This window comes from Streptosporangium canum, from assembly GCF_900113865.1.
GTDB lineage: Bacteria > Actinomycetota > Actinomycetes > Streptosporangiales > Streptosporangiaceae > Streptosporangium > Streptosporangium canum.
On record NZ_FOQY01000013.1, the window covers coordinates 163226 to 176376 of the forward strand.

The following is a 13151-nucleotide window of genomic DNA, read 5'->3' on the forward strand; positions in this document are numbered from 1 at the left end:
CGGTGATCTGCTGAGGGTATGGAGACGGCCGTGCACGCCCCGCCGGGTGCGGCACACCTGATGGGCCTGTCCGCCGGTGAGGCGGCCACGCTGCCCGCCGTACAGGTGCTTGACCGGCTGGGCGTCACCGAGGCGGGGTTGTCCGGCGCCGAGGCCACGCGGCGCCTGGCGATCTGCGGCCCGAACGCGGTGCGCGCCCACCACGCTCGGGCGTTGCGGGTGCTGGGCCGACAACTGCGCAACGCGGTGCTGGTGCTGCTGGCGGTGACCGCGGTCATCTCGTTCTTCCTTGGGGACAGCACCAACGCGGTGATCATCGGAGTGATCCTGATGGCCAGTGTCGGGCTGGGATCCGTCAACGAGTACCGGGCCGAACGGGCGGCTCAGGCGCTGCACTCCCAGGTCAAGCACACCGCTGTGGTGCTGCGCGACGCTCGGCCCGCCGAGGTGGACGTCACCGCGCTGGTGCCTGGCGACGTGGTACGGCTGGCACTGGGCGGGATCGTCCCGGCGGATCTGCGGCTGCTGACCACGACCGGTCTGGAGTGCGACGAAAGCGTGCTGACCGGCGAGTCGCTGCCGGTGGACAAGAACGTCGCGCCCGTCCCGTCCGGTGTGGCGGCGGCAGAGCCGGCCTGCTGCGCCCTGATGGGCACGGTCGTGCGGGCGGGGGGCGGTACCGGCGTGGTGGTCGCGACCGGTGGACGCGCGGCCTTCGGCCGCATCGCGCTCGGGCTGGGGCAGCGGCAACCGGAGACCGGCTTCCAGGCCGGGTTGCGGCATTTCTCGGTGCTGCTGCTGCAGATCGCGATCACGCTGACCTCGCTGATCCTGGTGACGAACCTGGTGCTGCACCGCCCGCTGATCGAGTCGTTGTTGTTCTCCCTGGCGATCGCGGTGGGCATCACCCCGCAGTTGCTGCCCGCGGTGGTCAGCACCAGCCTGGCGGCCGGTTCCCGGCGGCTTGCCCGGTGCAAGGTGCTGGTCAAGCGACTGGTCTGCATCGAGGACCTCGGCGACATGGACATCCTGGTCACCGACAAGACCGGCACCCTGACCGAGGGCCGGATCGGTTTCGTCGCCGCTCTGGCTCCTGGCGGAGACGCCGACGACCGGGTGCTGCTTCTCGGCCTGCTGGCGACCGAGTCCGATCTGCCGACCGAGGCCGCCTCCGCGCCAGGGGCCGGCCTGCCGGCCGGCGGCTCGGTCGCGGTGGGCGGAAATCCGCTGGACGCGGCGCTGTGGCAGGCGCCAGGCGCTCCGGCGCACCTGGCCGGCGGCTACACGCGCCTCGGACTGCTGCCTTTCGACCATGAGCGCCGGATGACCACCGCCGTGCTCCGTGCCCCGGACGGCACCCGGGTACTGATCACCAAAGGAGCTCCCGAGGCCGTCCTGAGCCGCTGTCCGGACGTGCCGGCCGGAGCCGCCGGCACGCTGCGGGCTCAGTTCGCCGCGGGCAGCCGGGTCGTGGCCGTCGCCACCCGGCCCGCTGCCGGCCTGACCGTCCCGACGCCGGCCGACGAACGCGACCTGATCCTGGCCGGGTTCCTGGTGTTTCTCGATCGGCCCAAGGAGGCCGCCGCCGCCTCACTGCGCCGCCTTGCCGCGCTCGGCATCACCGTGAAGATCGCCACCGGAGACAATCCGCTGGTCGCGGAGAAAGTCTGCGCCGACCTCGGCCTGACCTCGGGTGGCACCCTGACCGGCACCGACATCGCCGCACTGGGCGACGACGCCCTCGCCGCCGTCGCCGAGACCGCCACGATCTTCGCCCGGGTCTCTCCGGAGCAGAAAGCGCGGCTGATCCGGCTGCTACGCCGCCATGGACGGGACGTGGGATTCCTGGGCGACGGCGTCAACGACGCGCTCGCGCTGCACGCCGCCGACGTCGGGATCTCGGTGGACACCGCGACCGACGTCGCCAAGGACGCCGCCGACGTCGTCCTGCTGGAAAAGGATCTCGGGGTCCTGGCGGACGGGGTCGCCGAGGGCCGGCGCATCTTCGCCAACACCATCAAGTACGTCCTGATGGGCACCTCGAGCAACTTCGGCAACATGTTCAGCGCCGCCTCCGCCTCGGCGGTGCTGAGCTTCCTGCCGATGCTTCCGGGGCAGATCCTGCTGAACAACCTCCTCTATGACACCAGCCAGCTCAGCATCCCCACCGACCACGTCGATCCCGAGCAGCTTCACGCCCCCTCGCATTGGGACATCGGCTTCATCCGGCGGTTCATGTTCTTCTTCGGCCCGATCAGCTCCCTGTTCGACTTCCTCACCTTCGCGATCATGCTCGGCGTTTTCCACGCCGGCCCCGAACTGTTCCGCTCCGGCTGGTTCGTGGAGTCCCTCGCGACCCAGACTCTGATCATCTTCGCGATCCGTACCCGGCGGATCCCGTTCCTGCGGAGCCGGCCCAGCGTCCCGCTGCTGGCCGCCGTCCTCGGTGTCGTCGCCATCGGGGTCGCGCTGCCGCTGTCGCCGCTGTCACACGCGCTGGGGTTCACCGCGCTGCCGCCCGTGTTCTTCCTCGCCCTGACCGCAATGGTCATCGCCTACCTGATCATGGTCGAGTTCGCCAAGAAGGTGTTCTTCGCCGGCCCTGCCGACAGGCCGCGCACCGTCCGCCGCCGCGACCGTGTCCACCACGTGCAGCGCCGCGCCTCCCGGTTCAGCCACCCGGGTCCGCTGCCCGGCCGTACCGGCCGGTGATCACGCTCGCGCCTGTGTCTCGAACAGGCAGACGACCCCGGCCATCGCGCCGAGGTGGATCCCCTCGGCGGTGGTTCCGCCCTGGAGGTCTTTCACGTCGTTGTTCAGCGCCTCCACCAGAAAGGGGTGGGAGGCGCCGGGGTGCAGGCGTGCCAGCACCCCGGCGTGGACGACCGCGCTCAGCGTGGAGCCGTGGCAGGTGCGGGCGAGGTAGTAGTCCACCGTCCGTGCCGCCATCTCGGCGTTCCACTCGTAGCCGAGGCCGGTCAGGATCTCACCGACCCCTTCCTCTCCCAGCAGGTGCAACAGCATGAGCACGTCGGCCTGTTTGGAGACCTTGTACCTGTTCGGCGTGTCCCCTTCGGCCTCCAGGATGCGGTCCAGCCGCCGGATGTCGGTGTATTTCTCCCGGTAGGCGGTCCAGTCCAGTTCCTGCAGCTCCCCATATCCCTCGAACTGGCTGATCACCCCGTCGTGGAAGTCCACCCGCATCCGCCGGGACATGCCGGTGAAGAGGTCGATCTCCTGTCGGCTGACCCCTTCGGCGCCGACCAGGTCGATCATGTCCAGGACCCGGCGCATCAGCCATGCGGTCATGGTGTTGGTGTAGGCGTTGTTGTCCAGGCCCGGCTCGGTACGGCCCGGGTAGCCGTCGTGGTATTCGTCTGGGCCCATCACGCCGCGGATCGTGTAACGCCCCTGCTCGCAGGTCGCGATCGAGGCGAAGAACCGGGCCACCTCCAGCAGCAGCTCCCCGCCGAAGCCCGCCAGGAAAGCGGTGTCCTTGGTCGCCCGGTAGTGCTGCCACACGTTGTAGGCGACGGCCAGGCCGACGTGGCGCTGCAGGTGCGAGCGGTCGGGCAGCCAGCGGCCGGAGCGGGGGTTGAGGTGCAGGCGGGGCGTCTCCTCCCGGCCGTCGCTGCCGCTCTGCCAGGGGAACATCGCTCCGGTGTGCCCGGCGGCGCGGGCGGCCCAGCGTGCCTCGGGCAGGCGACGCCACCGGTATCTGAGCAAAGCCTGGGTGATGTCCGGAAAGCGGGGTGCGAGGAAGGGGAAGGCGAACAGGTCGTCCCAGAAAACGTGGCCCCGGTAGGCCTCGCCGTGCAGGCCGCGGGCGGGTAGCCCGGCGTCGAGTTCCGCGACGTGCGGGGAGGCCGTCTGCAGCAGGTGGAAGAGGTACAGGTTGAGGATCTGCTGCACCTCGGCGTCCTCGGCGGTGACATGCGCCCGCTGCCACAGCCGGTCCCAGGCCCGGACATGCCGCTTGAGCAGGGAGGAGAAGCCGCCCGCGCGCACGACCGCGGTTCTGGCCGCGGCCGTGCTCCCGGCGACGGCCCGGTCCCGGGAGGTGTACAGGGCCACGACCTTCTCCACGGTGACCCCCTCGCCCGCTTTCACCTCGACGGCCCGCTCATCGCTCACCCACCCCTCTCGAACGGCCTGGTCATCACCGGAGGCGCTCTCCTCGACGCCGGTACGGCAGCGCCCGCCGGCCACCGTGGTGCGGGCGGCGAGCGCGATCTCCACGCGGGAGGTCGCGGTGCGTGTCAGCAGTTCGATCACACTGTGGGCGGCGTGCCCGCGGATCGGGACGAGATGCCGATCCGCCAGCCCGCGGTAACGGGCGACCCCGGCGTTGGTGACACGCCCGTCGAGCGACGAGCGGATCTCCAGCGACCCGCTCCAGTTCTCCGGGACGATCGTCATGGTCAGAGCGGCCAGGTGCGGGTCGTCCATCGAGACCAGGCGGTGCTGCTCCAGCCGGGTGATCCGGCCGCGGGAGTCGCGTGTCCGCAGGAGCCGGGTGAGCACCCCCTGGCGCATGTCGAGCGTGCGGCGGTCGGCCAGGATCTCGGCGCTGCCGGGGGCGAACCAGTCGCCGCGGTCGGCGCGGAAGGTCAGGGGCAGCCAGTTCGGCGCGTTGACGAGGTCCTCGTTCTCCACCGAGTGGCCCGCGACCCGGGAGATGAGCCGGTCGTAGCAGCCCGCGACGTAGGTGCCGGGATAGTGCACCTCATCGGCGCGTGACTCCGGCGCGGCGCCCCGGGTGGCGAAGTAGCCGTTGCCGAGCGTGGTCAGAGCCTCCCGCAGCCCCTCCTGGGCGGGGTCGAAGCCGTCATAGGTGAGGAGCCAGGGGTTCACGTCTTCTCCCGTGGAGTCGCAGTTGCGCCAGGTCGGTGACGACGAGGTCGGCTCCGGCGGCCCGCAGGGACTCCCCGTTCCCGTGCCGGTCGACGCCGACGACGACGCCGAAGCGACCCGCCCCGGCCGCTCGCACACCCGCCAGGGAGTCCTCCACCACTACCGCCTCGCCCGGCGGCACGCCAAGCTGCCTGGCCGCCTGCAGGAACAGTGCCGGGTCGGGCTTTCCCGCCAGTCCCAGCCGGGCGGCGTCCGTGCCGTCGACCCGCACGTCGAACAGATCGGTGACTCCGGCAGCGCGGAGCACCTCCGCGCAGTTGCGGCTCGCCGAGACGGCGGCCGTGCGCACCCCGCGGCGGTGCAGCTCGCGCACCAGCTCGACGGTCGACGGGAAGGGGGCCACGCCGTGCTCGTGGATCTCCGCCAGGAAGGAGGCGTCCTTACGCGCGGCGAGCTCGGCCACCGTGTCCGGGTCCGGCGCGATGCCGCGGGAGTCGAGGAAGCCGCGGACACCGTCGGCCCTGGACTTCCCGTCGACGTGACGCAGGTAGTCCTCGTCCGGGTCGAACGGCCGGAACCGCTCGCCGGACCGCTCGGCGCGCTCGCGCAGGAAGGCGTCGAAGACCCGCTTCCACGCGGCGGCGTGCCCCCTGGCCGTGTCGGTGATGACCCCATCGGTGTCGAAGACCACCGCGGCGGTCCGTTCAAGGTTCACGACTGCGGAAGGCGCCATCGCGAATCTCCCTTCCCCCTGCACGGTACGGCGCTGCTCACCACCGCCGGCAGGGCTGATCGGCCCTACCGGCCAGGGACCTTCGTCGGTAGATCAGGTCCAACATCCGGTAGAGGGCGAAGGTCCTCATGCCTCGGGACGATCGCCCCTGGGGAAACCGCCCGTGCCGCGATCCGATGGAGAGCGGGGGAGTCATGACCGAATCGATCGCCGTCGGAACGGACGGCTCAGCCGCCGCGACCGCGGCCCTGGAATGGGCGGTCGACGACGCCGCCCGCAGAGGGCTGTCCTTGCGGATCGTGCACGCCGTGGACCGATGGCCGTACGACGTCGCTGAACTTCCCGCGCCGGGTGGGCCCGACCACTTGTCGCGCCTGGGTGAACAGATGCTCGCCGAAGCGGTCGCGGCATCCGCCGAACGGGGGCCGGACGTCTGCGTGACCACCGAGTTGATCGAAGGGACGCCGGTCGAGGTCCTGGGCGAGCAGGCCGAGACGGCCGTCGAATTGGTGGTCGGCAGCCGTGGCCTGGGGGGTTTCGCCGGATCGCTGCTCGGCTCGGTCCCCATCCGCGTGGCGGGTCACGTGCGCGGCGCGGTGGTGGTCGTGAGACCGGGCGCCGGAGAGCCACACGGTGAGGTGGTCGTGGGCATCGACGGTTCCGCCGAGTGCGAGCCCGCTCTGGGCTTCGCCTTCGAACAGGCTCGACTGCGAGGGTGCCCGTTGCGGGCGGTCCACGCCTGGCAAGCACCGGTTCACGCGTTCATGTCCGAGGCCGGCCGCGACCTGGACGAGGTCCGGCAGGGACAGCGCCGGATGGCTGCGGACCGGCTCGCCGGCTGGCAGGAGAGATTCCCCGCGGTCGACGTCGTGCAAGACGTGACGTGTGCGCATCCGGTGCCGACTCTCGTGGCCGCCTCGGCACGAGCCGGCCTGCTCGTCGTGGGGTCCCGCGGCCTCGGCGCCGTCGGCTCGGTCCTTCTGGGTTCGGTCAGCCGCGGGGTGCTCCACCACGCTCACTGCCCCGTCGCGGTCGTCAGATGAACCAGAGTCGTCAGATGAACCAGATCAGCCTGCCCGGGGCCGTGTGGCGGGCTTCTCGCCGTGCCGGCGGGGGCGCTGACGACCACCGCGGATCCCGGATCCGCAAGAAGACGCCGGCCCGGTGTCTGCGCCGGCGTCCACCTCTCCGAGGATCATGAAACGTGCCGGATGCGGCGGCCGGTGATCTCTGCCGGGACGATCCTGAGGTACAGTTCCCGCTCGCCGCCCGCCCAAGGCTGGACTCCCGAGGCGGCGGCCGCGGCCTGCTCGTCGGCGGAGACGTGATGGGCCCCGCCCCGGATGAGCACGCTCCAGCCCTCGCTGGCGGCGTCGTCGATCCGGTCGACCTCGAATGCGATCTTGAACTCTGCCCCCTGGACGCCGGTGCGCAGGTTGTCGTCGAGCGGGCCGCCGACGGCGGTGCGGACGATCACTGAGTTGTCGCGTAGCACGTAGTTGACCGGCAGGACCGCCGGTCCTCCGAGCTCGTTGAAGGCCACCCTGCCGACGCCGCCAGGAGCGATCAGCCGCAGGCACTCCTCGGCCTCCAGCCTCTCCAGACGAGGGTGGGGAGCCGGACGGCCGCGCCCAGGTGGCAGGTCCATCGTTCCACCGAGCAGTTCGTCGACGTTGGTGTTCAGGGCGGTGGCCAGTTTACGCACGGTGTCGAGCGTCGGAGAGGCGGCCGTCTCCTCCAGGTAATCGAGGTATCCGGGATCGATCCCGGCCCGGCCGGCCAGCTGTTCGCGGCTCAGGCGCAGCTCCTTGCGCCGCCAGGCCACCCGACGCCCCAGATCGCCGGGGGCTGTCACACGTTCGGTCATCGGAATCTCCTAACGGGAAAACAAAAACGATCACGGGTTGGGGGCCGTCGAATGCCGCGTGTCCTCAACCGGACCGCGTGCGGACCTTTCCGCATCGCTCTCTTCCCATCCGCGGGGAAACAGCGCTCAGCAGGTCAAGAGCGCCGCCGTGTGCCGGCCCGCCTTCGCGGAGAGGCGGTTCCCATGTCCTTCATTCCACTACGGACGACGTCCGGTGACAGGGGTCGGAAGTCCCTGACGGCCGGGTCCTTCGACCGCTGTGGAAAACGCCGGGAGAAGGTCGGATGGAAATGGAAGGGGAAAGCCAGAGGAGGACGACATGACAGCGCATGTAGCGGTGGGCGTCGACGGCTCACCTTCCTCGCGGGCCGCGGTCGAGTGGGCCGCCGACGACGCCGTACGGCGCGGGTGCGCCCTGCGGATCGTCCATGTGTGCGAGCAATGGATATATGACATTCCACTGCAGACCCCACCGGGTTTTCGCGACTCGATGAGCGAGTCCTGCCAGGGCGTGCTGGCGGAGGCCGCGGCCCTGGCGCGTGAGCACGTCCCGGGAATCGAGGGCGACACCGTGCTGGAGACGGGCCACCCGGTCGAGATCCTGCGGCGTGAGGCCGAGGACGCCGAGCAGATCATACTGGGCAGCCGGGGCCGCGGCGGATTCACCGGGCTGCTGCTCGGCTCGGTCTCCCTGGCCCTGGCCGGGCACGTGACCGTTCCGGTCGTGGTCGTGCGAGGGGACCAGAAGCGGACCCACGGTGTGGTCGTGGTCGGGTTCGACGGCTCGGCCCACGCGGCGGCGGCCCTGGAGTACGCCTTCGAGGAGGCCGCCCGGCGCGGCGCCCGGCTGCACGCGATCCACACCTGGCAGATGCCCGTCGTGGGGCAGGGGGCCACTGTTTACCCGCCGCTGTTCGAGGAGCTCTCCGCCGCCGGGCGGCGCGTCGCGGCGGACGCGCTCACCCCCTGGCGGGAGAAGTACCCGCAAGTGGAGGTCGAGGAGACGGCCGTCTGCGGGCACCCCGTCGCCGTCATCTGCGAGGCCGCGGAGGCCGCGGACCTGGCCGTCGTCGGCTCGCGGGGACAGGGCCGGGTCGGCTCGGCCGTACTGGGGTCGGTCAGCCATGGAGTCCTGCACCATGCCCGCTGCCCCGTCGCGGTCGTGCGCGCCCGGGAGGAGGCGTGATGGACGTACGCGAGCTCACGGTGGCGCGGGTGACGAGCAGGACGCCGGTCGCCGTCGAACCCGACGAGTCCCCCCTGACGACAGGGAGGTTCCGCCTGGTCCCGGTCCTGCCCCAGGTCCCACAGGAGTGACGCCGAGCCGTCACTCTCTTCCCGATCGTCGAACGACGTGACGTCACCACCGGAGGGGGCGCTGATGAGGCGAGAGATCGTCGTCGGGTTCGACGGATCGCCGCAGAGCCGTACCGCTGTCGAATGGGCGGCGCGGGAGTGCAGGACACGCCGGACGGAGCTGACCGTCTGCCATGTCTGGGACGGTCCCCACGCCGAGCGTGAGGCGGCGATCACCGGGCAGGTGCGCCGGCTGGCGGGCCGGACCCTGATCGAGGGGGTGGAACTGGCGGAGAGACTGCTGCCCGGCCGGTCCGTGCGGTCGATCATGGCCCGTGGGAATCCGGGGCCGGAACTGGCCTCGCTCAGCCGGGCGGCGGAGATGCTGGTCGTCGGCTGCCGGGGGCTCGGCGGAGTCGCCGGGCTGCTGCTCGGCTCGGTGAGCGCCCACGTCGCCACCCACGCCCTCTGCCCCGTGCTGGCCGTACGGCCGGCCGATCCGGCATCGCCGCCGTCTCCGGGGAACATCGTGGTGGGGGTGGACGGATCCGCCTGCTCGGCGGCGGCTCTGAGGTTCGCACTGGGGCATGCCCGGCTTCACCGGCTGCCGGTACACGTGATCCACGCGCGAAAGGACACCTGGCCGCAGCCCGGATGGGAGGTCGAGCGCTGGCTCGCCGAGGCCGTGGCCTCGCTGTCCGGCGACCATTCCGGCGTGGCCGTCACGGCCGGCGCGGTCAGCCAGCTGCCGCTTCCCGCCCTGCTGGCCCGTAGCCGTCAGGCGCGGCTGCTGGTGGTCGGGTCCCGGGGACTGGGCCGCGTCCGGGCACGGGTTCTCGGCTCGGTGAGCCAGGAGCTGCTCCACCGAGCCTCATGCCCGGTGGCCGTCGTCAAACAGCACGATTGACAGCGAAGGCTACGTGAAATTACCGCGTCCGCAGCGCGTACCCGCAGCCTGCTCACTCCATCCATGGACCTGACGGGTAGCTCGCTCACAAGCACCTGTCAGGAAACAGGTCGAAAGTCCCTACGCAGGTAGTCCAGCGCCTCTGGGACTTCCCGATGCCCACGTCCGACGCTTGAACGGACAGGAACCCTACGTGGGGAGAAGAACATGTCCTCCAACGACACCAGTCAGCCGGTCGGTCCGGACGCGCACGAGGGCTCCTCGCCGATCGTCGTCGCGGTGGACGGCTCGGCCGATGCGGACAGAGCGGTGAGATGGGCCGCCGACGACGCCTTGCGCAGGCGGTCGCCGCTGCGGATCGTGCACATCGTGGAGCGCGGCCCCTATGACATCCACCGGTTCGCCGCCCCCGAGTGGCCCGACACGATGATCATGAACGGGCGGAAGGTATTGGCCGAGGCCGAGCAGACGGCGCGAAGGCGCCAGCCGTCCGTCGAGGTGAGCACCGAACTGGTCGAGGGAAACCTGACCAGGGCCCTGTGCGACCAGGCTGCGGGCGCCACCGCGATCGTGCTCGGCAGCAGAGGCCTGGGCGGCTTCGCCGGAGCACTGCTCGGGTCGGTGAGCACACATGTGGCCGGTCATGCCCACGGCCCGGTGGTCGTCGTCCGCCCCGGCGGCGAGGAAGTGCACCGGGAGGTCGTCGTCGGCGTCGACGACTCCCCGCAGTGCGAGCCCGCCCTGGCCTATGCCTTCGAGCAGGCCAGGCTGCGCGGCTGCGCCCTGCGTGCCGTCCATGCCTGGCAGTTGCCGGTGCACGCCTTCGCACCCGAGGTCTCCTACGACATGGACGAGATCCGCCAGGCGCAGCACCGGGTGGTCCAGGAGCGGCTCGCGGCCTGGCAGGAGAAGTTCCCCGAGGTGGAAGTGGTCGAGGATGTCCACAGCGCGCACCCCGTCGACGCTCTCACCAACGCCTCCACCAGAGCCGACCTGGTCGTCGTGGGGTCACGGGGGAGGGGCGCGGTCAGCTCGATATTGCTGGGCTCCGTCAGCCGGGGCGTGCTGCACCACGCCCACGGCCCGGTGGCGGTCGTCCGATCCTGAGCGCCGAGTCGTCCATGGGCCGGATGTCCTGATCGGAGCAGACCTCTGTTTCCGGGACGACTCAGCCCGCCGCAGGAGGCCGAGAACATGAGACGGTTCGCCACCATCGCCCTTCTCGGGGTCACCGCGACCGGATTACTGGCCGGGCTCATACTTCACCTGGCCGGTGCGGAGGCGGCCGGTGACATCGTGTGGGCCGCGGTTACCGGCGTGGCCCTGGTGCCCGCGACCGGATGGGTGATCTCGGCGCTGCGCAGCGGCCGGCTGGGCGTGGACGCCATCGCCGTACTCGCCTTGGCCGGAGCGCTCGCCGTACGGGAGTACCTCGCCGGCGCGCTGATCGGCGTGATGCTCGCGACCGGCCGGGCGCTGGAGGACTACGCCCTGCGCCGGGCCAGGCATGACCTGAACGCCCTGTACGAACGCGCGCCGCATTCGGCCCGGCGCTATGAGGACGGGATGCCTCGCCTCGTGCCGGTCGATCAGGTGTGTCCCGGCGACCTGCTGTCGATCCCCAGTGGGGAGATCGTCCCCGTCGACGGGCTGGTGGCGGGCGATCTCGCGTTGCTGGACGAGTCGGCGCTGACGGGGGAGTCGATACCGGTGGAGCACACCGCGGGCGAGGCCGTGCGCAGCGGTGTGGTGAACGCCGGTGCCGCCTTCGACCTGCGGGCCACCCGGACCGCGGCGGACAGCACCTATGCGGGAGTGGTGGCGCTGGCGCGGCAGACCGAAACCGACAGCGCCCCCGTCGTACGGCTCGCCGACCGGTTCGCCGCCTGGTTCCTGCCGGCCACGCTCCTGCTGGCGGCCGCCGCCTGGTCGCTGTCCGGCGAGCCGGTACGGGCCGTCGCCGTGCTGGTCGTCGCCACCCCCTGCCCGCTGCTGCTCGCCGCCCCCGCGGCCATCGCCTCCGGGCTGTCCCGTACGGCGCGACACGGGGTGGTGGTGAAAGGCGGCGGAGCCCTGGAGAGGCTGGGCCAGGCCCGCACGCTCATCCTGGACAAGACCGGTACGCTGACCGCCGGACGGCCCCAGGTGGTCGACGTCGTGGCCGCCCCCGGCGCCCGCGCCGATGACGTGCTGCGCCTGGCCGCCGCGGTGGACCAGATGTCCTCACATGTGCTCGCCGCCGCGATCGTCGACGCCGCCCGCACGCACCGGGCCGCGCTGCCGCAGCCGGCCGAGGTCCGGGAGAAGCCGGGCACCGGGACCACGGGGGTGGTGGAGGGGCACCGGATAGAGGTCGGCAAGGCCGTGGCCTCCTCCTGTCTGGAATGGGAGCGGGCCCAGCGGGCGCGGGCCGCACTGGACGGCGCCATGACCGTCTGGGTGACGGTGGACGGCCAGGCCACCGGAGTCATCCTGCTCCGCGACGCCATACGGGCCGACGCCGCGCGGACTCTGCGGCGGCTGCGCAGCGCCGGGATCGAGCGGATGGTCATGCTCACCGGGGACCGGGCCGAGGTCGCCGAGAGCGTGGGCATCGTCCTCGGGGTCGACCAGGTGCTGGCCGAGCAGACCCCCGCCGCCAAGGTCCGGGCGGTGCGGCAGGAGGCGGCCAGGGCGGTGACCGTGATGGTGGGCGACGGGATCAACGACGCCCCGGCCCTGGCGGCGGCCGATGTCGGAGTGGCGATGGGCGCCCGAGGTTCAGCCGCCTCCGCCCAGGCCGCCGACGTGGTGCTCACCACCGACCGCCTGGACCGGCTCGCCGACGCCATGGACGTCGCCCGCCGCTCCCGCCGCATCGCCGTGCAGAGCGCCGCCACGGGAATGGTGCTGTCGCTGCTGGCCATGGCGGCCGCCGCGGCCGGAGCGCTGGCGCCCGCGGCCGGCGCCCTCCTGCAGGAAGCCATCGACATAACGGTGATCGTCAACGCGCTACGGGCGCTGCGCCCCGTGCGGGGAACCCGGGCGGTGGTCGACCCCGCCACCGAGGCCCTGCTGCGCCGATTCGAGACGGAGCACTCCACACTGCGACCGCCGCTGGAGCTGATCCGCGAGACAGCCGACGAACTGGGCGAAACCCCCTCTGCGGCGTCCTTGGACCGGCTGCGGGAGGTCCACGGCTTCCTCACCGAACGTCTGCTGCCCCATGAGCGGGCCGAGGAGCAGCGGCTGTATCCGGCGATGGGGCAGGTGCTGGGCAGCCCCGAGGCCACCGTGACCATGAGCAGGGCACACGCCGAGATCGAACGCCTCGTGCGGCGTCTGGGAAATCACCTCGCCCTCGCCGAGGCCGACGGGGTGCGCGCGGAGCAACTCGACGACCTGCGTGCCTGCCTCTACGGTCTGCACGCCGTCCTCCTCCTCCACTTCGACCAGGAGGAGGAGGCCTACTTCTCCCTGACTGTCGGCTCGTCGGCAGAATGAAACACGGCTAT

Annotated in this window: 10 protein-coding genes; 7 read left to right on the top strand and 3 right to left on the bottom strand. The window is 71.4% G+C overall.

Annotation, left to right across the window (positions count from 1 at the left end; translation table 11 throughout):
• The first annotated feature begins 30 nt into the window (after positions 1 to 30).
• Complete coding sequence (gene mgtA / locus BM085_RS20930; protein WP_093888682.1) at positions 31 to 2712, top strand: magnesium-translocating P-type ATPase; 2682 nt, start codon at positions 31 to 33, stop codon at positions 2710 to 2712.
• Here the strand turns inward: mgtA and BM085_RS20935 are convergent, their stop codons facing one another.
• Positions 2713 to 4854: a glycoside hydrolase family 65 protein gene (locus tag BM085_RS20935; RefSeq protein WP_093888638.1), complete on the bottom strand. Its 2142-nt coding sequence runs from the start codon at positions 4852 to 4854 to the stop codon at positions 2713 to 2715.
• Positions 4829 to 5587 carry an HAD family hydrolase gene (locus tag BM085_RS20940; protein WP_093888639.1) on the bottom strand — a complete coding sequence of 253 codons (759 nt, stop codon included), beginning with the start codon at positions 5585 to 5587 and terminating at the stop codon, positions 4829 to 4831. Before BM085_RS20940 ends, BM085_RS20935 begins: the two co-directional genes overlap by 26 nt.
• Before the next feature lie 194 nt (positions 5588 to 5781).
• On the opposite strand from BM085_RS20940, the gene BM085_RS20945 reads away from it, so the two are divergent.
• Positions 5782 to 6630 carry a universal stress protein gene (locus BM085_RS20945; protein ID WP_093888640.1) on the top strand — a complete coding sequence of 283 codons (849 nt, stop codon included), beginning with the start codon at positions 5782 to 5784 and terminating at the stop codon, positions 6628 to 6630.
• A 152-nt stretch (positions 6631 to 6782) separates the two neighbouring features.
• Here the strand turns inward: BM085_RS20945 and BM085_RS20950 are convergent, their stop codons facing one another.
• Positions 6783 to 7454: a pyridoxamine 5'-phosphate oxidase family protein gene (locus BM085_RS20950; RefSeq protein WP_093888641.1), complete on the bottom strand. Its 672-nt coding sequence runs from the start codon at positions 7452 to 7454 to the stop codon at positions 6783 to 6785.
• A 319-nt stretch (positions 7455 to 7773) separates the two neighbouring features.
• On the opposite strand from BM085_RS20950, the gene BM085_RS20955 reads away from it, so the two are divergent.
• From BM085_RS20955 to BM085_RS20970, 5 genes are all read left to right on the top strand, one after another.
• Positions 7774 to 8640 (top strand): universal stress protein, encoded by an 867-nt coding sequence (locus tag BM085_RS20955; protein ID WP_093888642.1) that lies wholly within the window; start codon positions 7774 to 7776, stop codon positions 8638 to 8640.
• The gene (locus tag BM085_RS46855; RefSeq protein WP_281249858.1) at positions 8640 to 8771 is read left to right on the top strand and encodes a hypothetical protein; all 132 of its coding nucleotides are present in this window, start codon (positions 8640 to 8642) and stop codon (positions 8769 to 8771) included. The genes BM085_RS20955 and BM085_RS46855 overlap by 1 nt, the downstream gene beginning before the upstream one ends.
• Before the next feature lie 64 nt (positions 8772 to 8835).
• Positions 8836 to 9657, top strand: a complete 822-nt coding sequence (locus BM085_RS20960) for a universal stress protein (protein ID WP_093888643.1) — start codon at positions 8836 to 8838, stop codon at positions 9655 to 9657.
• Positions 9658 to 9864: 207 nt separating this feature from the next.
• Positions 9865 to 10764: a universal stress protein gene (locus tag BM085_RS20965; protein ID WP_093888644.1), complete on the top strand. Its 900-nt coding sequence runs from the start codon at positions 9865 to 9867 to the stop codon at positions 10762 to 10764.
• A gap of 87 nt (positions 10765 to 10851) precedes the next feature.
• Positions 10852 to 13140, top strand: a complete 2289-nt coding sequence (locus tag BM085_RS20970) for a heavy metal translocating P-type ATPase (RefSeq protein ID WP_093888645.1) — start codon at positions 10852 to 10854, stop codon at positions 13138 to 13140.
• Positions 13141 to 13151: the final 11 nt, after the last annotated feature.

Bases quoted from the DNA above. Each gene is read 5' to 3' on its own strand.
- BM085_RS20940 (WP_093888639.1), bottom strand. From the start codon at position 5,587: ATGGCGCCTTCCGCAGTCGTGAACCTTGAACGGACCGCCGCGGTGGTC.
- BM085_RS20945 (WP_093888640.1), top strand. From the start codon at position 5,782: ATGACCGAATCGATCGCCGTCGGAACGGACGGCTCAGCCGCCGCGACC.
- BM085_RS20970 (WP_093888645.1), top strand. From the start codon at position 10,852: ATGAGACGGTTCGCCACCATCGCCCTTCTCGGGGTCACCGCGACCGGA.
- BM085_RS20960 (WP_093888643.1), top strand. From the start codon at position 8,836: ATGAGGCGAGAGATCGTCGTCGGGTTCGACGGATCGCCGCAGAGCCGT.
- BM085_RS20955 (WP_093888642.1), top strand. From the start codon at position 7,774: ATGACAGCGCATGTAGCGGTGGGCGTCGACGGCTCACCTTCCTCGCGG.
- BM085_RS20950 (WP_093888641.1), bottom strand. From the start codon at position 7,454: ATGACCGAACGTGTGACAGCCCCCGGCGATCTGGGGCGTCGGGTGGCC.
- BM085_RS46855 (WP_281249858.1), top strand. From the start codon at position 8,640: ATGGACGTACGCGAGCTCACGGTGGCGCGGGTGACGAGCAGGACGCCG.
- BM085_RS20965 (WP_093888644.1), top strand. From the start codon at position 9,865: ATGTCCTCCAACGACACCAGTCAGCCGGTCGGTCCGGACGCGCACGAG.